Source organism: Arcobacter sp. L (assembly GCF_000284235.1).
GTDB classification, from domain to species: domain Bacteria; phylum Campylobacterota; class Campylobacteria; order Campylobacterales; family Arcobacteraceae; genus Aliarcobacter; species Aliarcobacter defluvii.
On record NC_017192.1, the window covers coordinates 2,407,205 to 2,431,927 of the forward strand.

Here is a 24,723-nt window from a genome sequence, read left to right on the forward strand (position 1 = left end):
TTTTATTTGCTACATTTTGATAAATAAATATCATCTTCACTATTTTCTTTTTTATCTGCACCAAATGATACTAAATCAAAACCATCATCAGTTGCTATATAAACAAACTCATTTCCCCAAGCATCTTTTGGAGACTTTCCATCTTCAAAATATTTCTTTTCAACTAAGATTTTTAAACCCTCTTCTGTTGTTGGATATGCAGAAGTATCCAATTTAAACATTTTTAGAGTTTGAGCTATACTTTTCATTTGAATACATACAAGTTTGTCTTTAGCCTCATCACTTTTACCTGTTAAATTTGGTAAAACAAATGCAGCTAAAAGTCCTAAAATGATAATCACTACCATTAATTCCATTAAAGAGAATGCCTTTTTCAATACTTATACCTTTTTAAATTTTGGACTATTATACATAAAAAATTTTAAATTATGTCTAATTATTACTAATTGGTTACATTTTATTTCTTTCACTTTATTATTGTAATTTCTAAATCATTTTTCAATACTAATAATCTTATAAATTATATCTAAAAGTTTCTTTTATATTACAAAATCCATAATTATGGGATTTATCATATCTTAACACAGAAGTTATGTGCATCTTTAATTAAATCGATATTTTACAATTTTAAATCAAATTTTTTAATATTTTTTTAATATTATACAATATCGATAATTGTTATTAATATTATATTAATTATACTTATTCTAAAATTTCAAAAAAAAATCAAGGAAAAAATATGCATAAAAAAATGACAAAATATGCGATACTCTTATCCGCATTATTATTCACAGGATGTGGAGGAGGGAGTTCATCATCTTCAGATACTTCGGCACCAACTTTTACATCTTCAAATAGTGCTAGTGTAAATGAAAATCAAACATCTGCTATTACTTTAGTTGCAACTGATTCTTCTTCTATTACTTACTCTTTAAGTGGTACTGACAGCTCTTTTTTTGATATTGATAGTTCATCTGGTGTTATTACTTTCAAAGTAGCTCCTGATTTTGAAGCTAAAAACAGTTATTCATTTACTGCTATTGCTTCTGATTCTTCTAACAATAGTTCTAGCCAAGAAGTTACTATTAACATTTTAGACGTTGATGAAAATGGTACTTTTATTGACGACATTGTTTCTGGTATTAAATACATAAATGGTTCTATTACTGCTTTCACTGACATCAATGGTAATTTTCAATACATTGCGGGAAGTCCTATTTCATTTTATATTGGAAATATTAAAATTGGTGAAATTGAACAACTCCCTTCTGACAATAAAGTATTTATTCAAGATTTAGTTGGTGTTGACAGAAACAATACTTCTGATGAAAAAGTAATAAAAATTGCTAAACTATTACAATCTATTGATTCTGATGAAACTGACAAAATCCTCATTACTGAAGAAACCTTTAAAAAATTTGAGTCTATTTCTGATAACATTGAAAATATTGATATTGACACTATTCTTATCAACAATGCTTTCTCTCCTAAACCTGAAAATAGTGTTATGGAACATTTGGAAAATACAAATATTAAATATGATACAGTAAATCCAACATTAACTTATGATAAGTCTGAAGAAGAAGTTGTATCTCACTCTAGTTTATATAAAATAAAAGGAACTGCAAGTGATAATGTTGCATTAGAAAATGTTAATTTAGAAATAAATGGAACTATTACACCTATAGAAGTTACAAATGGAGAGTATACTGCTTCTTTAAGTCTAAAAGCAGGAGAAAATATCTATAAAATTATTGCAACAGATAAAAATGGGAATAAAGCTGAAGTTAGAGGAAGTGTTTATTTAGGACATACAACAGCTGGTGCAAATGCTCATTCAGGAGCAATAAAAGGAGGAAAACTTTATACTTGGGGAAGAAATAATTATGCTCAAACAGGTATAGGTTATACTTCAACTTTATCAACATCAACTACAGAATATCCACATCCAATTAGTCCAAAATATATAGCAGTAAATGATGTAAAATTTGTATCACTTTCATTTAACCAAAACTTTTCAACAGCAATTGATGAAAATGGTAATCTATGGACTTGGGGAGAAGATAAATCAGGTCAATTAGGAAGAGGTGATTTAGAAAAAGATAGTTGTAGCAGAACTGAAGATTGCAGAAAAACTATTGAAAAAGTTGATAATTTAACAAATATCATATCTGTTGCAACAGGATATAATCATACTATTGCTCTAAAAAATGATGGAACGGTTTGGACTTTTGGTAAAAATGATAAAGGACAATTAGGAGATGGAACTACAACTAATCAGTCAACTCCTGTAAAAGTTTTATTTAATGAAAGTGATAATGTAAAAGTAGTACAAGTTGCTGGTTCTTCAAATTCTTCTTATGCTATTGATAATTTAGGAAGAGTATGGGCTTGGGGAAGTAATTCTTATTCAAATTTAGGACAAGGAAGCGCTAGTTCAACTGCACAAACTACACCTATTTTAGTTCCATTTTCTCAAGAAGTTGAAATTGTATCTATAGATGCAGGAAGAGATCACGTTGTAGCTTTAGATAAGTCAGGAGTAGTTTATGCTTGGGGATTAAATGCAAGTAGTCAAGTTGGATTTAATGGAATTAATTATAAAGGAAATGCAAATGCTTGGGCAAGTCCAGTAACATCTCCTACAATTATCCCATCAACTCAAACAAACCCTGCAACAGAAGTTTTTGCAAATGGTAATATTAGTTATATTTTAAGAAGTGATAATAAAGTATATCCATGGGGAATGTTTGGGGCAACTGACTCTTCAGGAAAAACAACTTATGCAAATTTAGATGAACCAGAAGATAAACTTCCTCTTTTAACTTCTGTGAGAGATATTGCTGTTGGTATTTTACATCAAGTTGCTATTCAAAAAGATGGAACTATATTTACTTGGGGATGGAGTTTTGAAGGATCTTTAGGAGGAGGAGAAACTACTGCTGATACATGGATGTATAACAATCCAATAATCCCAGTATTTCCAGAGTGATTAATATGAGAAAAAATATTCGTTTAATGGGCTTAAGTCTTTGCACTTTTGCCCTAGTTGGATGTGGAGGAGGGAGTTCATCATCTTCAGATACTTCGGCACCAACTTTTACATCTTCAAATAGTGCTAGTGTAAATGAAAATCAAACATCTGCTATTACTTTAGTTGCAACTGATTCTTCTTCTATTACTTACTCTTTAAGTGGTACTGACAGCTCTTTTTTTGATATTGATAGTTCATCTGGTGTTATTACTTTCAAAGTAGCTCCTGATTTTGAAGCTAAAAACAGTTATTCATTTACTGCTATTGCTTCTGATTCTTCTAACAATAGTTCTAGCCAAGAAGTTACTATTAACATTTTAGACGTTGATGAAAATGGTACTTTTATTGACGACATTGTTTCTGGTATTAAATACATAAATGGTTCTATTACTGCTTTCACTGACATCAATGGTAATTTTCAATACATTGCGGGAAGTCCTATTTCATTTTATATTGGAAATATTAAAATTGGTGAAATTGAACAACTCCCTTCTGACAATAAAGTATTTATTCAAGATTTAGTTGGTGTTGACAGAAACAATACTTCTGATGAAAAAGTAATAAAAATTGCTAAACTATTACAATCTATTGATTCTGATGAAACTGACAAAATCCTCATTACTGAAGAAACCTTTAAAAAATTTGAGTCTATTTCTGATAACATTGAAAATATTGATATTGACACTATTCTTATCAACAATGCTTTCTCTCCTAAACCTGAAAATAGTGTTATGGAACATTTGGAAAATAGCCTAGTAAATTATGGTATTTGGAGTACTCCTGCTGGAAGTGCTACTGTAGATTATGATAAATTAGAACCTTTTATGAAAACTATTATAAATATTGAAGCTAATGAAATTGGTTCTGTTTCTCAAGGAAGAGAACTATTTATAGCTCAATGGCAAGCAGCGCCAGGGACGAGAAGTACATTAGATGGACTAGGACCAATGTTTAATGCTGATGCATGTACAGCTTGTCATGTATCTGATGGCAGAGTAGCTCCTTTTAATACTAATGGGGGATTAGATGATTCATTCTTATTTAGAGTTGGAGATAAAAATGGGAATACTCATCCTATTTATGGAGGACAATTCCAAACTCATTCAACTGTAGGAGAAGCAGAAGCAAGTATTAGTTTAACAAAAAATGAAACAACAGGAAAAATTGAATTTTCTTCAATTCCAAATGTAAAAACTGATGGATTTAATCTTGGACCTAGAATAGCTCCACATTTATTAGGAATGGGGCTTTTAGATTTAGTTCCTCAAGAAACAATTTTAGAGTATGAAGATGAAAATGATGAAAATAATGATGGAATTTCAGGTAGAGCTCATTGGGTTTTTGAAGAAAATGAGACAAGATTAGGAAGATTTGGATGGAAAGCAATAAATTCTACTTTAAGAACTCAAAATGCTGGTGCTTTTCACCAAGATATGGGATTAACTTCTTCAGTTAATAGTGAAGAAAATTGTACTTCAAATCAAGAAATATGTTCTTCTGAGCCAAATGGAGGATACCCTGAAGTTAGTGAAGATTCTTTACAAGCTATTGTAAATTTTATGACAACAGTAGGAGTGCCACAAAGAAGAATTGAAAATCAAGAAAATTTTGATAAAGGTGCAATACTATTCAATTCAATTGGTTGTGCTTCTTGTCATAGACCAACAATGATTACAGGAGAAAATACAAAATTCAAAAGTTTAAGTAATCAAAAAATTTATCCTTATACTGATTTACTACTTCATGATATGGGTGAAAATTTAAGTGATGGGGTAAAAGAAAAAGATGCAAATGCAAGTGAATGGAGAACACCACCTTTGTGGGGGATAGGAATTGTTGAACAAAAAGAAGGTGCAAGATTTTTACATGATGGAAGAGCTTCAACTATTCAAGAAGCTATTTTAGAACATAGTGGAGAAGCACAAAAAATTAAAGAAAAATTTGTTGATTTAGATTCAACAGATAAAGAAAATCTATTAACATTTTTAAGAGGAATATGATTTTCTTGATTTCTAGAGTTAAAAAAACTCTAGAAATTAAAATATTTTAATATTTCTAGAAAGTAAAGGTAAAAGCTGTTCAAATTGTTCATTTGTAAGTTCAATTTGTAAACTTACATTTGTTGAGAAATCTTTTGATTTTATATTTATATCTTCTTGATTTAAAAGATATTCAAGTTGTGAGAGTTCACTATATTCACACTCTAAAGTTTTAGAAATTAATTTTTTATACTCTTTAAAAGTCGCTATTTTTATAGCCTCATTTACACTATCACCATAAGCTCGTACTAATCCACCAGTTCCAAGTTTTACACCACCAAAATATCGCACAATTATCACTGCACTATTTATGATTTCAGCTCCACTTAAAACAGCAAGTGATGGTTTTCCACTTGTTCCTTTTGGTTCTCCATCATCACTACTATTTTCTACTATTTGGTCAAACTCATTTAAATATCTATAAGCATAAACAAAATGTACCGCTTTTGGATGTTCTTTTCTTAATCTTATCATCACCTCATCAAATATTTCATAAGGCATTAAAAAAGCCATAAATTTCGATTTTTTTTCTTCAATTGAACAACTAAACTCTTTTTGAACAAACTTCAACTATAATTTCTCCCATGAGATTAGATTTATACTTAACTACAAATTTCAATATACAAAGCCGAAACAAAGCAAGTGAATTAATAAAATCAAACAAAGTTAAATGTGATGGGCAAATTATAACAAAACCATCTTTTAATGTTGAAGAATTTCACAAAATAGAACTTTTAGAAGAAGATTTTTATGTTTCAAGAGCTGCTTATAAACTAAAATATTTTTTAGAAGAATTAAAAAAATTTCATTTAAAAGATAAAAACTGTTTAGATATAGGGAGTAGCACAGGTGGTTTTACACAAATTTTACTTGAAAATGAAGTGAAAAAAGTAACTTGTGTTGATGTTGGAAGTAATCAACTTCATGAAAGAATAAAACATAATCCAAAAATATCTTTTTTTGAAAACACAGATATAAGAGATTTTACAAGTTCTGATTTATTTGAAGTTGTAACTTGCGATGTTTCATTTATCTCTATTTTAAATATTATTGAAGATATAAATAGACTCGCTTTTAAAGATATTATCATACTTTTTAAACCCCAATTTGAAGTCGGAACAAATGTAAAAAGAGATAAAAAAGGTGTAGTAAAAGACCTTAATGCAATAAATATTGCAAGAGAAAATTTTTTAGCAAAAACTATACAATTAAATTGGAAATTAATCTATTCAAATTATAGTAAATTACAAGGGAAAGATGGAAATGCAGAAGAACTCTTCTACTTTAGTAAATAAAAAAACAATCACTTCAATAGCTATTGGTGGATTTGATGGTATGCATATTGCCCATCAAGAACTTTTCAAAAATCTTGATGAAAATGGTGCTATTGTATCTATAGAATCAGGTTTTGCAAATCTAACTCCCAAAAGATATAGACAAGAATATAGTAATTATCCTATTTATTATTATGTACTTGATAATATAAAACATCTTGAAGGTGATCAATTTATAAAGTTATTAAATGAAGAATTTCCAAATTTGAAAAAAATAGTTGTAGGTTATGATTTTTGTTTTGGTAAAAATAGAAAATATTGTACTAAAGATTTAAAAGAACTTTTTCACGGTGATGTAAAAATTATAGATGAAATAAAACTAGATGATATTGCTGTGCATTCAAGAGTTATTAGAGAATATCTAAAAGATGGTGAAATCGAAGTTGCAAATAAACTTTTAGGCAAAGAATATAAAATTTATGGACACCAGATAAAAGGGCAAGGTTTAGGCTCAAAAAGTTTTGTTCCAACAATAAATCTAAAAGTGAATGAATTTTTACTTCCAAAAGAAGGAGTTTATATCACAAAAACTATTTTAGAAGAAAAAGAGTACAACTCGATTACTTTTTTGGGGCATAGAGTTAGTACAGATGGAAGTTTTGCAGTTGAAACACATATTTTAAATGAAGATATAAAAAATAATAACTATACAACTCAAATAAAATTTATCAAAAAATTAAGAGAAAACTTAAAATTCGATAGTTTTGAAAAGTTAAAAAATCAGATATTAGAAGATATAGAAACTACTAAAAAATATTTTATCAATATTTATTAATATGCATTTAGATAAAATATTAAGATGATAGATAAAGTATTTAATAAATCAATTACAAAACAGTTCGAATTTGATGAAGAAGTAGCATCAGTTTTTGACGATATGTTAAACAGATCAGTTCCTTTTTATAAAGAAATGCAAAGATTATCTATTAACTTTGCTTGTAATTTTTTAAATGAAAATGATAAAGTTTATGATTTAGGATGTTCAACTGCCTCAACTTTAATTGAGTTAAGTAAACACTGTAAACATGAACTAAAACTTATTGGAATTGATAACTCTAGTGCGATGTTAAATAGAGCAGCAAAAAAAGCAAAAGCTTTTGGTGTTGAAATAAAACTTATAAATGCTGATTTACATGATGTAAATTATGAAAATGCAAAACTTATTCTTTCAAACTACACTTTACAATTCATAAGACCTCTACAAAGAGAAAAATTAGTAAAAAAAATATATGATTCATTAGAAGAAAAAGGTATTTTTATCTTTAGTGAAAAAGTTATCTCTTCAAATTCAACACTAAATAAACAATCTATTGATGAATATTATGAGTTTAAGAAAACTCAAGGATATAGTGAATTTGAAATATCTCAAAAAAGAGAAGCTTTAGAAAATGTATTGATTCCATATACAGAAGAAGAAAATAAAAAGATGATTTTAGATGCTGGATTTAGCCATTGTGAAACTATTTTCAAATGGGTAAATTTTGCAACATTTATAGCAATAAAAAATTAAAGGATTAAGATGTTAAAAGTTGGAGATATAGCACCTAGTTTTTGTGCACCAAATCAAGACGATGTAGAAATCTGCTCAAGAGATTTAGCAGGAAAATGGATAGTTTTATACTTTTATCCAAAAGATTTAACTCCAGGTTGTACAACAGAAGCTTGTGATTTTACTGATAAACACTCATTTTTCGATGATTTAGATGCAGTAATTTTAGGTGTTAGTGCCGATGATACGCTAAAACATAGAAAATTTATTGATAAATATGATTTAACTATTACTCTTTTATCTGATACAAATAAAAAAATGTGTGAAGATTATGGAGTTTGGCAATTAAAACAATTTATGGGTAAAGAGTTTATGGGTGTAGTAAGAAGTACATTCATTATTAATCCTGAAGGAAAAATTGCTGCAATTTGGGATAAAGTAAGTGTTAGAAAGAAAAAGAGTGTAAAAGGTGAAAAAATAGAGATTTTACATGTAGATGAAGTAAAAGAAAAACTTCAAGAATTACAATCAAATTAATAGGAATAAAAATGGGAAAGATATTTAATAAAGTTTTATTATTAGGTGCAGTTTCTTTAATATCTTGCAATCTAATGGCAGAAGAGACAATTTGTTTTAAAAATGGTGTAGATAAGCCTTCAACAATTGAAGATACTGCTTTAGAAGGTGATATTTGTAAAGGAAAGCTAACAGTAAATGATATGAAAAGCAATGGGTGGGATGTTTTAGATATAAAAATAACATCTTCTCAAAATAAATTTAATTATTCATACTATTTTTATAAAGAAAATCACTCTAGTGCAAAACCTGTAAGCACAACTTCTAATGCAACTTTACAAACAAATATTACAGCTGATTTTTCTATTAAACCAATTGGTTCGAAAATAACAAATTTACAAGATAATAAAAGTACCATTAATATAGGAAATTTGATAGTTGGACAAACAGGAATTGTTGTTCATATTTATGATAATGACAAAAGACAAATTATTTCAAATGCTAAAGTAATAAGCTCAAATGCAAACTCTTCAGTAGTTGAATTTTTCTCATTTGATGACTTACTTCAAGAAGCTCTTCCTACTTCAAATAGACAAGTTTCTATAAATGATGTTTTAGTTTTAAATTATATGTATAACTCTTCACTTTTAATTGCGCCATCACTTGACTCTTTTCAAGCAGTAAGAAGTAATTTTAAGTCAAATAACTTCATACATTCAGATATTTTTGCAGCAAAATTAAAAGTTGAAAACAAACCTTTCCCAACAAAAGAAGATATTCAAAATTTTGCAATATCTCAAAATTTAGGAACAATTTTCTTTGTTTTAGATAATAAAGTATTTATAGTAGATACAAAAACATTTACAATTTTAGCAACGTATGCATTTGCTTATGAAAATGGTGAAAAACAAATGCCATTTTATACAAGAGTTGAAGAGATTGAAGGTTCAATTTTTGATTTCTCATTCTTTTCAAGTAATGAAAGTTTAACTTATGATGAATATTATGAAAAAGTTTTAGGATTAAAATAATGATTGATAAAAAACATTTAGATTACTTAACTTCTATTGTAGGTATTGAAAATATAAAAAGTGATAAAGCCCATTTAATCGCTTTTTGTTATGATGCAACAAGAACAAGATTTGAACCAGATGCTGTTGTTTTTCCAAGACATGAGCAAGATGTAAGTGATATTTTAAAATATTGCAATGAACATCAAATTATCATCGTTCCAAGAGGTGCAGGTTCTGGATTTACTGGTGGGGCACTTCCTGCAAATGGTGGAATTATTCTAAGTCTTGAGCGACATATGAATAAACTTCTTGAAATTGATATGGAAAATATGGTTGGTGTTGTTCAACCAGGACTTATAAATATGCAATTTCAAAAAGCTGTGGAAGAAGTTGGATTATTTTATCCACCAGATCCAGCAAGTGAAGAGTATTCAACACTTGGTGGAAATGTTAGTGAAAATGCAGGTGGAATGAGAGCTGCTAAATATGGTATTACAAAAGATTATGTAATGGCGTTAAGAGCAGTTCTTCCAAATGGAGATATTATAGTTGCTGGTAAAAAAACTATTAAAGATGTTGCAGGATATAACACAGCAGGAATTTTAATAGCAAGTGAAGGAACTTTAGCAGTTATCACTGAAATTACTTTAAAATTAATTCCAAAACCAAAATTCAAAAAAACATATATGGGTGTTTTTCCTAGCGTTGATAGTGCAATGACAGCAGTATTTAAATCACTTGCAGCTGGAGCGAATCCAGTTGCTATGGAATTTTTAGATGCACTTGTAATTAAGGCTTTAAGACAAAAATTCCCTCAAATAAGTCTACCTGAACATGCAGGAGGAATTTTAGTTGGTGATGTTGATGCAAGTAGTGAAGCTGAAATTGAATCACAACTTCAAACTTTAAAAGAGTCATTTGCTGCAAATGGTTCTATTGATTTTATCATAGCACGTGATGAAGAAGAAGGTAAAAAACTTTGGTTTGCTAGACGTAATGCAAGTCCAGCAACTATGATTTATGGAACTAAAAAATTAAATGAAGATATTTCTGTTCCTAGAAGTAAATTACCTGTAGCACTTGAAGGAATCTATAAAATTGGTGAAAAATATGGATTTAATGTTCCTTGTTTTGGTCATGCGGGGGATGGAAATATTCACGTAAATGTTATGGTTAAAGATAAAACAAATGAAAAAGAGATGGAAGATGGACACAAAGCAATTGAAGAGATTTTCCAATACGTTGTTGATTTAGGTGGAACTTTAAGTGGTGAACATGGAATTGGAACTTCAAAAGCTCCATTTATGCATATAGCTTTTACAGAAGCTGAAATGAATCTATTTAGAAGCATCAAAAATGCATTTGACCCAAATAACATTTTAAATCCATTCAAAATGGGACTTTAATGATAAATGAATAATATAGAAGAAAAAAAAAGCTTTTTAAAAAGATTCATAGAAAGTTTAGATTCATTTTTTAATGATGATACAACTTACTATGCTGCATCTTTAAGCTTTTTTACAATCTTCTCTATTTTACCTATAATTGCACTTATTATTGCAATTATCTCAAATTTTTCTGAATTTGATAATTATATAGACATATTTACAAATTATATATTTAATCTTATTAATCCAACTCATTCAAGTGAAATAGTAGAAACTTTAAAAAGATACATTTCAAATTCAAATCAATTAGGATTATTGGGGCTTGTTTACATGACTTTTGTATTTGTTATGTTTTTTAAAGATTATGAATATATAGTTAATAAAATTCATAGAGCTAAAAGAAAATCTATACAATTTTCTTTTATTTTTTACACTTTATATCTTATAGTTTTAGCTCTGTTTTTTACAGCTACAAATATTTTGATGTCTTTATCTGATAATACAATTTTAGAAGAATTATTATCATATATTTTTACTTGGCTAATATTTTTTAGCTTATTTAAACTAAGTGTTAATCGTAAAATTCACAATAAAGCAGCACTTATCTCTTCATTCGTAACATTCGTAATATTATCTATTACAAAAAACTTATTTATTTACTATGTAATTTATAACAAAACATATACAACTATTTATGGTTCGTTAGCAACATTATTATTTACATTTTTTTGGATTTATATCTCTTGGATAATTTATTTATATGGAATAAAAATGTGTCATAGATTAAATATTCAAGAATATGCTAAAGAATTAGCTGAATAATTTATTTTTTATACTTAAACTTTATAAAGGATAAAAAAAATTATTATATAATCAAAATTATTCTAAATAAGGTAAATTATTGATAATTGAAAACTATAAACTTTTAAGAAAAATAGATATAGATTACTCTTTTGAATTGTTTTTTGCACAAGAACTTAAGACTGAGCAAAATATCATTATAAAAACTTCAAAAGAATTTTATACAAATGAAGAAATTTTAAAAAAATTACAAAATGAATTGAAAAAATTATCTCTATGTGATTATGAAAGAATATTAAAAGCAAAAAAACTTGAACGATTCAATAATAAATATTTTTTAATATTTGAATATTTTGAAGGAGAAACTCTCAAAAAAATTATCGAAGATAAAAAATTTAAATTAAACTCTTTTATTGATTTAGCTATAAAAATTTCTGAGACAATTTTATATTTACATAAACAAAATATTATTCACACAAATCTTTCATCGCACTCTTTTTTAATAAATAAAAAAAATGAAATAAAACTTTTAAATCTTTGTTATTCAAAATTTAAAAATGAAATTGATTTAAATACATTTCAGTTTGATTTTACAGATGTTTATAAAGCACCTGAACAAACAAATAGAATTAATGCAAAGATTTCAGAAGCAACAGATATTTATTCTTTAGGAATTATTTTTTATGAAATGCTTTCGGGTTCAATTCCATATGATTTAGAAGATTTAACTTCTTTATCTCATAGTATTGTTACAAAAGATTTTCTTTCTCTTTATGAAATTGATTCTTCTATTCCAAAAATTCTTTCAAATATTATAGATAAAATGATAGTTAAAAATCCTTTGGAAAGATATAGCAGTATTTTATCACTATTAATTGATTTAAAGAACATTCAAAATTTACTTAAAGAAAATCAAAATATTGAATTATTTGAAATAGACCAATTTAAAAAGGATTTTTTATTACACAAAAATAAAACTCTATTTGGAAGAGAAAAAGACTTAAATTATTTTACAAATTTATTTAATTCACAAGATGAAAATACTCTTTTTATAATAGCAGGGCATTCAGGAGTTGGAAAAACAACTTTTGTAAAAAAAATCTTAGAACTTTCAAATAAAAGTCAAATTTTAGAAGTAAAACTTGATAATTATAAACAAAATACACCTTATAAAATTTTATATTATAAGTTGAGAGAATTAACAAAACAACTTCTAACAAAAGATGAAGAAAAACTCAAAGTTTGGAAAGAGAAAATTGATTCAGTTTTAGGAGATGAAGCAAAAGTTCTTTATGAAATGATCCCTGAATTAGAGATAATTTTAGGTGAAAAATTTGATTTAGAAGAATTAAGCCCAAATGATGCAAAAATAAGATTTGATAACTATTTATTTAAATATTTACAACTTTTTGCAACAAAAGAAGAACCTTTAATAATATTTTTAGATGATATGCAATGGAGCGATAATGTAACTATCAATTGGCTAGATGATGCATTATATAAACTCAATAATATTACTATACTACTAACTTATAGAAATAATGAGGTAGATGAAGATTCTAATTTATCAAAATTACTCGAAAAATTCAGAAATAGTGATATAAAAAACTATTTCATAAGTTTGGAACCATTAAAAGTAATAGATATTCAAAATCTAATTAACAGTAATATAAAGATTGAAAACAATAAAGAAATTGCAGAAATTATTTTCAATAAAACATCTGGAAATTCGTTTTTTGTTGTTCAATTTATAAAACAACTACTAAATGAAAATATTTTATATTTTGATTATGAAACTTTTAGGTGGATATGTGATTTTGAAAAGTTATCAACTATTTCAGCAACACAAAATATTCTTGAACTTTTAGAAAATAGAGTAAATCAACTATCTGTTGATGAAAACCAACTTTTAAAAATTGCATCTTGTATTGGTAATAAATTTGAAGAAAATCTATTAAGAGAGGTTTTAAATAATCCAAAAAATTTTAAAAATTTATTAAAAAATATTATTACTGAAGAATGGATTGTAAAAGATAATATAAAAAGTGCAAATCAAATATATCATTTTTCTCACGATAGAATACAACAAGTTATTTATTCTTCTATTAAAGAAGAAGAACTTGAAAAATATCATAAAAGCATTGCACAAAATATTTTAAAATTAAATCTTCATATAGAAAATAAAGATTCTTTAACCTTTATAAATCACTATAATAAAGCAAAAAATCTCTTTATAGGTGAAAAAGAAAAAGAGTTTTTAGCAGATTTAAATTATGAAGCCTCATTACTTGCAAGAAAAAATGGGGATTTTCCTATGTCTTATCATTATATGAAAAATGCTTTTTCTTTATTTCAAAATCTTGAAATTAAAGAAAATTATGTTGAGATATTAAAGAATTATGCAATTTGCGAACATCTGATTTTAAATAAAGAAAATGCATTAATATATTATAAAAAAGCAATAGAAAATAGTAATTCAGATTTAGAAAAAGCTTATATATATGAACTAATCATTAAATTATATGCTGATTTCTCAGATTTCAATGAAGCTTATAATGTAGGAGTAAAAGCATTAGAATTATTTAATGTAAAAATTCCTAAAAAATTCAATAATTTTATTTTTGCAAAAAATTTATTATATTTGAAATATAAATTAAAAAATAAAAATCCAGAAGAATTATTAAACCTACCAACAGTAAAAGATGAACAAATAATTATATCAATAAAACTTCTATCAGCAGTATTGAAAAATGCCTATCAAATCGATCCAAAACTTTGTGTTTTAACCTCAATGGAATTAGTAAAATTATGTTTAAAATATGGTGATACAAAAGATGCTGTAATTGGATTTATGGTGTATGGAGTTATTTTCCAAGGTGCAATTTTGAGTAATCATAAATTAGGATATAAGTATGCATTACTCTCAATGAAAATGATAGAAAAGTACAATAACAATATTCTATTTCCTGAAGTAAATTTTGTTTGTGGATATTTTGGTTTATCTTGGATATTACCAACAGAATTAACTGAACAAAAATGGTTTGAATCATATAATAATGGCCTAATAGTTGGGGATTTGTTTCATAGTGGTTGTGCAGCAGCTGGAATCATACAAAGTATGTTTTTAAGAGGAGTGAATTTTCATAATATCCTTTCTCAAATTGAAATATTTGAAAAAAATTTAGAAAGAATTAATGCAAAAGAACAAATAGGTGCAATACTTAGTGTAAAACAAGCAATAAAAAATCTTCAAGGGAAAACAATAACTGAAAAGAGTTTTAGTGATGAATCATTTAAAGAAAATATTTTTGAGAAAAATCTAAAAAATTACAACTCTTTACATTTTGCTCATTATTACTATATAAATAAAATGATAGTTTTATATTTTCATGAAAATTATAAAGAAGCATATTCTATATATTTAGAAAGTAAAAAATTTTTAAATGATTCAAAAGGAACGATTCATGGAAGTGAACACTTTTTTTATGAATCACTAATTTTAGCCCAACTATATGAAAGTGCAAATAATTTAAATAAAAAAAGATATTTAAAAATTTTACATAAAAATATTACTCTTTTTGAAAATTATAGTGTAGATTGTCCTGAAAATTTTATTGTTAGAAAAAATATTTTAAAAGCAGAGTTATATAAACTCAAAAATAAATTCACTGAAGCGTCAGAATATTTAGGAAAAGCAATTGAATCAGCTGAAATTTATTCTCAAATACATTTAAAAGCTATAGCAAATAAAATTCTAATAGAGATTTATAAAAGTTCAAATCAATTAAAAATATCAGAACTTTTAAAAAAAGAGATGTATGAATCATTAATAAATTGGGGAATGGATATAAACAAACATTCTAAAGAAGAAAATAAGCATATTTTTGAAAATTCATTTGATTTAAACACACTCATAAATTCATCAGAAGCTATAATAAAAGAACAAAAATTACCTAATCTTTTAAACACTTTATTAAATATTATTTTAGAAAATGCAGGAGCACAATATGCAATTGTTCTTTTGAAAGATGAAAATAAATATTTTGTAGAAGCAACTGCTTCATATAAATCAAATAGAGTTGAAGTTATGCAAAATATTGAACTTGCAAATTATAAAAATATTGCTAAAAATGTTGTTAATTATGTAATAAGAACAAAAAAACCTTTGATTATAGATGATATAAAAAATGATGCAAACTTTTTACAAGAAAAAGAGACCATCAATAGAGGTGTAAAATCAATTTTATGTTTACCTCTAATTCTGCATAACTCAATTAAAGGAATTATATATTTAGAAAACAACTCTATTTCAGGAATATTTTCTAAAAATAAAATGAATTTATTAAAGCATTTAAGTGGACAAATTGCAATTTCAATTGAAAATGCAATTATTTATAATAATTTAGAAAAAAAAGTACAACAACGTACACAAGATTTAGATAAAAAAAATGAAGAATTAAAAAAACAAAATATCCAACTTCAAGAACAAAATAATAAAATTATAGAACTTAATACAAGTATTATAAAAGAGAATGAAAAAAGAAAAAAAGCAGAAAAAAAACTTCAAGAAGTTGTTGAACAACTTGATTTACTAGCAACAACTGACTCTTTAACAAATATAAAAAATAGAAGAGTTTTTGATATTATATTAGAACAAGAATGTGCAAAAATAAATAGATCAAAAGAGTGCTTATCACTTATTATATGCGACATTGATTATTTTAAACTTTATAATGATTATTATGGACATCTTCAAGGTGATGAATGTTTAAAAGAAGTTGCACAGTGTATTCAATCAAATTTAAAAAGATCAACTGATATTGTTGCAAGATATGGAGGAGAAGAGTTTGGAATAATTATGCCAAATACAAAAAGAGAAGCTGCCTTAAAAATTGCAAATAATATACATAAAGCTATTTATAAACTAAATATTATTCATGAAAAATCACAAATTGATAGTAAAAAAATAACTATTAGTATGGGATTAGCAACAACTAATGATATAGAAGAAATAACACCTAAAAATTTAATAAGATATGCAGATAATAACCTTTATAAAGCAAAAGAAAATGGGAGAAATCAAATTTTATAAGGAGAGAAAATATGATTAAGAATTATTTAGCAGTAGTTATTTTAAGTTCATCAGTTGCGCTTTTTGCACAAAATCAAGATATAGATCCATTTGCGATAAATAATGGGGAAATTCCAACAAAAAGTGAATATTCAGGAAGTTTGTTTAAATTTAATTACAATTATCCAAAAGAGTATAAAAAACCTGAAAATACTCCATGGAGTAAAGTTTTAAATAACAAACCACTTACTAAAGAAAATGCTTATGATTACATAATGGCTTTAAAAAAATATGTTGAACCATCAATGAAAACATTTATACTTGATCAAAATACATGGAATAACAGTTCTCAAGAAGGTTGGTATAGTATGCTTTGGGCAGGAGAAGATGTATCTTTAACTGGATGGGAAGGGAGAGAATCAATTTATGGAACTTATACAGGACAAATTCAACCAGCATCTGTTTATAAAGATTATGGATTAACTGTTCCAGTAAGAAATTATGCAGCAATTTATTATGATGAAACTGCAGCTTATACTCTTTATAAAGTATTCAGAAATTGTAATAAAAGTAAAAATGAGTGTATTCCCCTAATACAAAATAATGAAGCACAATTTGAAGAAGGTGCAATTATAATAAAAGCTGCTTCTGCTTCTGCAACTCCAGAAGAATGGCCATTACTAGAAGGCGCTGCAAAATGGCAAGTATATAGAAAACCTTTTGATTTAAATGGAACAATAAATGATAAACCAACAGTTGTTACAGATACAAGAGTGACAATTTTTGATATTATTGTTAAAGATTCTATTGCTTCTCCACAAACAGGATGGGTATTTGCTACTTTAGTATATGATAAAAATGCAAAAGGTGAAAATGCTTGGGAAAAAATGGTTCCACTTGGTGCAATGTGGGGAAATGACCCAAAAGTTAATTCAGCAAAAAATCCAAAAAAAGAACTTAAAGAGACTTATATTAATCCAAATGCACCAGAATATGCAAAAGTTACACTAGGTTATGGATTAAGATTATCAGGACCTTTTGATATTGCAGTAAAATATAATGTAAAAGTTGATGATACAACTGTAGAATCGCTAAGAAGTTCATCTTGTCTAAGTTGTCATGGAACTTCAAGTTTTAAATTAAATGATTATAATATGATTACATTTTTTTATCCTGTTAAATCTATACATAATAATATATGGGATATGTATACTCCAGGAAATATTCAATGGAACGAATGGTTTCAAAATAGATGGGGGAATATACCTCAAAGTCAAAAAAAAGGTGTAATTGCGCTTGATTATAGTACTTTTTTAGAACAAGTATTAATGAATTATGCAGCTAAATATAGTCAAGATAATAAACTAAATAATGCAAAATTCTTTGAAGAATGGAAAAAATATAAAAAAGAATCTAGGAAGCATTAAAAAGCAACAAAGGGGTGGAAGGATAGAGGGGTAAAAAAAAAGCTTTTGCTAAGAGGAACTGTAAAGAAGTTCAAATTAGTAAAAGCTTGGTAAATAAAAAACTCAAGAGCTGGCAGCGGCCTACGTTTCCACCAGGGGACCCGGCAGTATTATCGGCGATGAAGTGCTTGACTTCCAGGTTCGGAATGGGACTGGGTATTTCCACTTCTCTATAGCCACCAGCAAAGTTGAGTGAAAAAAGTAAGAAGAAACATAAAGAAAGATTCAATATGTAAATACTCTTTACACTCAACTCGTTTAGGAGTTAAGAAAAATAATGTTAAAGTCTTTTCACAATATATATTAAATATAAGAAATATATTTAATAAGATAGTAAACCAAAGAATTGTTTAAAATAAGCCAAACGTTCTATTAGTACTGGTCAGCTAAACGCCTTACAACGCTTACACATCCAGCCTATCAACCAGCTAGTCTTGCTGGGAACTTCAGGGAAAGTTAATCTTAGAGTTGGCTTCGAGCTTAGATGCTTTCAGCTCTTATCACATCCGTACGTAGCTACCCAACGATGCTCTTGGCAGAACAATTGGTACACCAGTGGTACGTTCATCCCGGTCCTCTCGTACTAGGGACAAATCTCTTCAACTTTCCTACGCCCACGGAAGATAGGGACCGAACTGTCTCACGACGTTCTGAACCCAGCTCGCGTACCGCTTTAAATGGCGAACAGCCATACCCTTGGGACCTACTTCAGCCCCAGGATGCGATGAGCCGACATCGAGGTGCCAAACCTCCCCGTCGATGTGAGCTCTTGGGGGAGATCAGCCTGTTATCCCCGGCGTACCTTTTATCCTTTGAGCGATGGCCCTTCCACACAGAACCACCGGATCACTATGACCGACTTTCGTCTCTGTTCGACTTGTATGTCTCACAGTCAAGCTAGTTTATGCCATTATACTCAACTGGCGATTTCCATCCGCCATGAACTAACCTTTGTAAGCCTCCGTTACTTTTTAGGAGGCGACCGCCCCAGTCAAACTACCCACCAGACATTGTCCTGATACAAGATAATTGTACGCAGTTAGTAACTCAAATATTCAAGGGTGGTATCTCAAGGATGGCTCCATATGTACTTGCGTCCATATATCATAGCCTCCCACCTATCCTGCACATGAATATCCAAGCTACAGTGTCAAGCTGTAGTAAAGGTGCACGGGGTCTTTCCGTCTTTCCGCGGGTAGGAGGAATTTTCACCTCCACTACAATTTCACTGGATCCCTGGTTGAGACAGCTCCCATCTCGTTACGCCATTCATGCAGGTCGGTATTTAACCGACAAGGAATTTCGCTACCTTAGGACCGTTATAGTTACGGCCGCCGTTTACTCGGGCTTCAATCAAATGCTTCGCTTGCGCTGACATCATCAGTTAACCTTCGAGCACCGGGCAGGCGTCACACCTTATACATCCACTTACGTGTTAGCAAAGTGCTGTGTTTTTGGTAAACAGTCGGGAGGGACTCTTTGTTGCAACCTCTATCGCTTTTTGGAGCAAGTCCATATACAATAGTAGGCACACCTTATACCGAAGATACGGTGCTAGTTTGCAGAGTTCCTTAACCAGGGTTCTTCCACGCGCCTTAGAATACTCATCCCACCCACCTGTGTCGGTTTACGGTACGGGCAACATATAATATACTTAGTGGCTTTTCTTGGCACGACAGTATCATCGATTCTCCATCTCCTCCGAAGAGTGTCAAGAGCCTGTAAGATCTCGGCCTAACGTTACCCGGATTTGCCTAAGTAACAGCCTACGTCCTTCGAGCCACTATTCCATCAGTGACCTCGATTAACTCTATGCGTCCCCACATCGCGCTTATATGTTGGTATTGAAATATTAATCAATTTGCCATCGTCTACCCCTTTCGGACTCGACTTAGGTCCCGACTAACCCTACGATGACGAGCATCGCGTAGGAAACCTTGGGTTTTCGGCGTTGAGGATTCTCACCTCAATTATCGCTACTCATGCCTGCATGCTCACTTCTATCCGCTCCAACGCTCCTTACCGGTACATCTTCTACGCTGAATAGAACGCTCTCCTACCACTCAATTAAAATTGAATCTAAAGCTTCGGTGTACATCTTAGCCCCGTTATATTTTCCGCGCAGAATCACTAGACCAGTGAGCTGTTACGCTTTCTTTAAAGGATGGCTGCTTCTAAGCCAACCTCCTGGTTGTCACAGTAACTCCACATCGTTTTCCACTTAGATGTAACTTAGGGACCTTAGCTGTTAGTCTGGGTTGTTCCCCTCTCGACGATTGATTTTATCACCCACCGCCTGACTCCTGTGATTCCACATATGGTATTCATAGTTTGATAGGGTTTGGTACCGCGGTAAGCAGCCCTAGCCCATTCAGTGCTCTACCCCCATATGCTACAACACAAGGCTATACCTAAATATATTTCGGAGAGAACCAGCTATCACGAAGTTTGATTGGCCTTTCACCCCTATCCACAAGTCATCCGGAGACTTTTCAACGCCTATCGGTTCGGTCCTCCACTGGCTCTTACACCAGCTTCAACCTGCTCATGGATAGATCACTTCGTTTCGGGTCTGCAGCATCTGACTAATTCGCCCTATTAAGACTCGCTTTCGCTACGGCTTCGTACTTGACTTAACCTTGCCAGATACCACAACTCGCAGGCTCATTATGCAAAAGGCAGTCCATCACCCTGATAAATCATAGGGCTCTGAATGATTGTAAGCTAATGGTTTCAGGTTCTATTTCACTCTCCTCGCTGGAGTACTTTTCACCTTTCCCTCACGGTACTTGTTCACTATCGATCTGTAAGTAGTATTTAGGATTGGAGGGTGGTCCCCCCAGTTTCAGTCAAAATATCACGTGTTCCGACCTACTCAGGATACCATTAGAGCTATTGAGAATTTAAATTACAGGAGTTTCACCTTCTATGCTACACTTTTCCAAGTATTTCATCTATCCTCTTTAGTCTCACATTATGGTCCTACAACCCCCAATGCAAGCATTGGGTTTGTCCTAATCCGCTTTCGCTCGCCGCTACTGACGGAATCTCGTTTGATTTCTCTTCCTCTGGCTACTGAGATGTTTCACTTCACCAGGTTAGCTCCCCGTAGGGTAATATATATCTCTATATACTGGGTTGCCCCATTCAGAAATCCCCGGATCAAAGCTCTTTGGCAGCTCCCCGAGGCTTATCGCAGCCTAATACGTCTTTCATCGCCTCTTACAGTCTAGGCATCCACCATTAGCCCTTAATAGCTTATTAATAAATAGAGTTAAACTCTATCGCTTTTTGATAATATTCTTTGGCTACTATCTTATTAAACATATTATTTAAAATATATCCAATAAAATAATGTTGTGTTCTATCTAATTTCTTAGATATGAAATTTTTTTTGTTTTAAATTATTTAACATTTCTGTTATCTAATTCTTACGAAAAAATTAAAGACTTTAACATTATATTTTTAAATATCATTTTGATTCGAAAATCAAATATAAATTCAATATCCTTTGAACTTATATTTAACTTCTTTATCACTCTATAAATTAATTATTACGCATTTACTCTTAATAGGTGGTGGAGAATAGCGGGATCGAACCGCTGACCTCCTGCGTGCAAAGCAGGCGCTCTCCCAGCTGAGCTAATTCCCCAACCTAAATTAATCTTTCTAGATTATTTAATGGTGGGCCTATCAGGACTTGAACCTGAGACCTCACGATTATCAGTCGAGCGCTCTAGCCAGCTGAGCTATAGGCCCCTTTTACTACCTATTTAAATAATCTTTATAAACCGAATATAAAAACTCTTTCTTTTTAGTTTTAAGTTAAGAATCGAATCTTAACTTAATTCTCTGAAAGGAGGTGATCCAACCGCAGGTTCTCCTACGGTTACCTTGTTACGACTTCACCCCAGTCGCTGAATCCACTGTGGAAGGTAGCTACTTTAGCATCCCCGCTTCGAATGAGTTCAACTCCCATGGTGTGACGGGCGGTGAGTACAAGACCCGGGAACGTATTCACCGTAGCATAGCTGATCTACGATTACTAGCGATTCCAACTTCATGTAGTCGAGTTGCAGACTACAATCCGAACTGGGAGATATTTTTGAGATTTGCTCCACATCACTGTATTGCTGCTCTTTGTATACCCCATTGTAGCACGTGTGTAGCCCTGGACGTAAGGGCCATGATGACTTGACGTCGTCCTCACCTTCCTCCTACTTGCGTAGGCAGTCTCATTAGAGTTCTCAGCCGAACTGTTAGCAACTAATGACGAGGGTTGCGCTCGTTGCGGGACTTAACCCAACATCTCACGACACGAGCTGACGACAGCCGTGCAGCACCTGTATATAAGTTTCTGCAAGCAGACACCAATCTATCTCTAGAAAGTTCTTACTATGTCAAGTCCAGGTAAGGTTCTTCGTGTATCGTCGAATTAAACCACATGCTCCACCGCTTGTGCGGGTCCCCGTCTATTCCTTTGAGTTTTAATCTTGCGACCGTACTCCCCAGGCGGTACACTTAATGTGTTAACTGCATTACTGCAAGGTCGAGCCTCACAACAACTAGTGTACATCGTTTAGGGCGTGGACTACCAGGGTATCTAATCCTGTTTGCTCCCCACGCTTTCGCGTCTCAGCGTCAATAATGTTCCAGTAGATCGCCTTCGCAATCGGTATTCCTTCTGATCTCTACGGATTTTACCCCTACACCAGAAATTCCATCTACCTCTCCCACATTCTAGGTATACAGTTTCAAAAGCAGTTCAATAGTTAAGCTATTGGATTTCACTTCTGACTTATATACCCGCCTACACGCTCTTTACGCCCAGTGATTCCGAGTAACGCTTGCACCCTCCGTATTACCGCGGCTGCTGGCACGGAGTTAGCCGGTGCTTATTCATATAGTACCGTCATTATCTTCCTATATAAAAGGAGTTTACGCACCGAAATGTGTCATCCTCCACGCGGCGTTGCTGCATCAGACTTTCGTCCATTGTGCAATATTCCCCACTGCTGCCTCCCGTAGGAGTCTGGACCGTGTCTCAGTTCCAGTGTGACTGATCATCCTCTCAAACCAGTTAGGCGTCATTGCCTTGGTGAGCCATTACCTCACCAACAAGCTGATACCATACAGACCCATCCTCTAGCACTAAAGCGTTTCCCTTGCATACTTATGTATTAAAGGCATATAGGGCATTAGCAGACGTTTCCATCTGTTATTCCTTTCTAGAGGGCAGGTTATCTATACATTACTCACCCGTGCGCCACTTAGCTGACAATTATAGCAAGCTATAATCCGTTCTCGTTCGACTTGCATGTGTTAAGCACGCCGCCAGCGTTCACTCTGAGCCAGGATCAAACTCTCCATAAATTATAGAGCTTTTGAAACTGACAAATTTTATAACTCTTCAATTACAAAATTATCACTCAAATTTTATAGACAAGTATTTGTTTTACCAAATTCTCTTGTTTTTATATTTTTATTTAACATTTATTCTTATTTTTAATCTAAACAAACATAGATTTTTATAAGAGTCTCATATTCGGTTTATAAAGATTACTTTACAAACGTTTATAATTATTTTTAAAGATCATTCCCTCTCGATTGAAGCGTCTCTCTTCTCACTTTTCGTTTGAAGCGTTCCAGTCAAATTGGACGGGAATTATAATAGATTTTTATTAGCTTGTCAATACCTTAACGCTGAAATGTAGCTTAAATTTTTAAATTTATCCTCTTTTTATCACTTTTACTTCTTTTTACTATCTTTTTATCGCTTTTTCTTGGGTTTTTGTAAATTTTTTGATGAAAAGTGATTTGGAAGTATTATATAAAAGGTAAAAAACCTTTTATATTTACGTTTATTTTAATTTGTAGATTATAAATTAGATATGAATGTAGCTAATGCATCAATTTCTGCATCAGTTTTTGAATCAACTTGCCCTTTCATAATATTTTTCATAATTCCACCATAAGTTCCATCTTTATACCCATGTAATGCATTTATTATTTTTTCTTTATCCCAGCCAGCAATAATTTGAGATTTACCTAAAGCTTCTTTTTCAGCTTTTTGACCATGGCATGAAGCACATGCTTTAAATAATAATTCTCCATTTGGACCATCATGAACTACTTCTTCATTAGATATTGCTGTTTCTGCATTTGATACAGATTCTTTAATTACATTTTTTACATCATTAACTTTTTCATCAGTTATTGCTACAGTATTATTTAATGTCTCTTTTATCTCTGCTGTTCCAGCTGAAACAATATTTTTTGCAGTTTCAACAGCTTCTGTCGTAGTTTCATTCACTGTATTTGCACTATTTTCTATAACTTTATTAGTAGTTTCTGCAACTGTATTTGAAACTTCATTTGCTGCTGTTGAAACTGTTTGTGCTACATCTTTAAGAGCTTCATTTACTACCTCTTTAGTTTGTGCTTCTTGTTTAGTAGTAACTTCAGCTGTAGTAGTTTCTTGAGAAGTACTTTTTTTTTCTTCTCCACATCCTGCTAATAATAGCACAGTTACAGCTGAACCTAATAAAATTTTATTCATTTTAAAATCCTTA

At 30.5% G+C, this 24,723-nt stretch carries 14 protein-coding genes, 2 tRNA genes and 3 rRNA genes; 11 read left to right on the forward strand and 8 right to left on the reverse strand.

Going from position 1 to position 24,723, the window contains the following annotated elements:
• Positions 1-2: 2 nt before the first annotated feature.
• Positions 3-377, reverse strand: a complete 375-nt coding sequence (gene gspG, locus ABLL_RS11895) for a type II secretion system major pseudopilin GspG (protein ID WP_041654891.1) — start codon at positions 375-377, stop codon at positions 3-5.
• 362 nt (positions 378-739) lie between these two features.
• On the opposite strand from gspG, the gene ABLL_RS14805 reads away from it, so the two are divergent.
• On the forward strand, positions 740-2,992 hold the full coding sequence (locus tag ABLL_RS14805; RefSeq protein WP_014475046.1) for a cadherin domain-containing protein: 2,253 nt from the start codon (positions 740-742) through the stop codon (positions 2,990-2,992).
• A gap of 5 nt (positions 2,993-2,997) precedes the next feature.
• Positions 2,998-5,034, forward strand: a complete 2,037-nt coding sequence (locus ABLL_RS14810; protein WP_014475047.1) for a di-heme oxidoredictase family protein — start codon at positions 2,998-3,000, stop codon at positions 5,032-5,034.
• A 36-nt stretch (positions 5,035-5,070) separates the two neighbouring features.
• Here ABLL_RS14810 and ABLL_RS11910 read toward each other — a convergent pair whose 3' ends face one another.
• Complete coding sequence (locus tag ABLL_RS11910) at positions 5,071-5,643, reverse strand: YigZ family protein (RefSeq protein WP_014475048.1); 573 nt, start codon at positions 5,641-5,643, stop codon at positions 5,071-5,073.
• 14 nt (positions 5,644-5,657) lie between these two features.
• Here ABLL_RS11910 and ABLL_RS11915 point away from each other — a divergent pair, with 14 nt between their 5' ends.
• The 9 genes from ABLL_RS11915 to ABLL_RS11955 all read left to right on the forward strand — a co-directional run bounded on the left by ABLL_RS11915 (position 5,658) and on the right by ABLL_RS11955 (position 18,112).
• Positions 5,658-6,368, forward strand: a complete 711-nt coding sequence (locus tag ABLL_RS11915; RefSeq protein ID WP_014475049.1) for a TlyA family RNA methyltransferase — start codon at positions 5,658-5,660, stop codon at positions 6,366-6,368.
• The gene (locus ABLL_RS11920) at positions 6,337-7,182 is read left to right on the forward strand and encodes a bifunctional riboflavin kinase/FAD synthetase (protein WP_014475050.1); all 846 of its coding nucleotides are present in this window, start codon (positions 6,337-6,339) and stop codon (positions 7,180-7,182) included. Before ABLL_RS11915 ends, ABLL_RS11920 begins: the two co-directional genes overlap by 32 nt.
• 24 nt (positions 7,183-7,206) lie before the next feature.
• Positions 7,207-7,917 carry a carboxy-S-adenosyl-L-methionine synthase CmoA gene (gene cmoA, locus ABLL_RS11925; protein ID WP_014475051.1) on the forward strand — a complete coding sequence of 237 codons (711 nt, stop codon included), beginning with the start codon at positions 7,207-7,209 and terminating at the stop codon, positions 7,915-7,917.
• A 9-nt stretch (positions 7,918-7,926) separates the two neighbouring features.
• Positions 7,927-8,433, forward strand: coding sequence for a thioredoxin-dependent thiol peroxidase (gene bcp / locus ABLL_RS11930; RefSeq protein WP_014475052.1), 507 nt, complete (start codon positions 7,927-7,929; stop codon positions 8,431-8,433).
• Positions 8,434-8,444: 11 nt separating this feature from the next.
• Complete coding sequence (locus ABLL_RS11935) at positions 8,445-9,443, forward strand: plasminogen-binding N-terminal domain-containing protein (protein ID WP_014475053.1); 999 nt, start codon at positions 8,445-8,447, stop codon at positions 9,441-9,443.
• Positions 9,443-10,831: an FAD-binding oxidoreductase gene (locus ABLL_RS11940; protein ID WP_014475054.1), complete on the forward strand. Its 1,389-nt coding sequence runs from the start codon at positions 9,443-9,445 to the stop codon at positions 10,829-10,831. The genes ABLL_RS11935 and ABLL_RS11940 overlap by 1 nt, the downstream gene beginning before the upstream one ends.
• A gap of 6 nt (positions 10,832-10,837) precedes the next feature.
• A complete protein-coding gene (locus ABLL_RS11945) occupies positions 10,838-11,635 on the forward strand; it encodes a YihY/virulence factor BrkB family protein (RefSeq protein WP_014475055.1) in 798 nt (265 codons plus the stop codon).
• A 79-nt stretch (positions 11,636-11,714) separates the two neighbouring features.
• Positions 11,715-16,706 carry a diguanylate cyclase gene (locus ABLL_RS11950; protein ID WP_014475056.1) on the forward strand — a complete coding sequence of 1,664 codons (4,992 nt, stop codon included), beginning with the start codon at positions 11,715-11,717 and terminating at the stop codon, positions 16,704-16,706.
• A gap of 11 nt (positions 16,707-16,717) precedes the next feature.
• Positions 16,718-18,112 (forward strand): hypothetical protein, encoded by a 1,395-nt coding sequence (locus ABLL_RS11955; RefSeq protein ID WP_014475057.1) that lies wholly within the window; start codon positions 16,718-16,720, stop codon positions 18,110-18,112.
• 107 nt (positions 18,113-18,219) lie between these two features.
• Here the strand turns inward: ABLL_RS11955 and rrf are convergent.
• The 6 genes from rrf to ABLL_RS15225 form a co-directional block, all read right to left on the reverse strand.
• Positions 18,220-18,335, reverse strand: a 5S ribosomal RNA gene (gene rrf, locus ABLL_RS11960).
• Positions 18,336-18,502: 167 nt separating this feature from the next.
• Positions 18,503-21,415, reverse strand: a 23S ribosomal RNA gene (locus ABLL_RS11965).
• Positions 21,416-21,727: 312 nt separating this feature from the next.
• Positions 21,728-21,803, reverse strand: a tRNA-Ala gene (locus tag ABLL_RS11970).
• A 30-nt stretch (positions 21,804-21,833) separates the two neighbouring features.
• Positions 21,834-21,910, reverse strand: a tRNA-Ile gene (locus ABLL_RS11975).
• Between the two features lie 96 nt (positions 21,911-22,006).
• Positions 22,007-23,524: ribosomal RNA gene (locus ABLL_RS11980) — 16S ribosomal RNA — on the reverse strand.
• The 16S, 23S and 5S rRNA genes sit together here with 2 tRNA genes alongside, the layout of an rRNA operon.
• 505 nt (positions 23,525-24,029) lie before the next feature.
• On the reverse strand, positions 24,030-24,710 hold the full coding sequence (locus tag ABLL_RS15225) for a c-type cytochrome (protein ID WP_014475058.1): 681 nt from the start codon (positions 24,708-24,710) through the stop codon (positions 24,030-24,032).
• Positions 24,711-24,723: the final 13 nt, after the last annotated feature.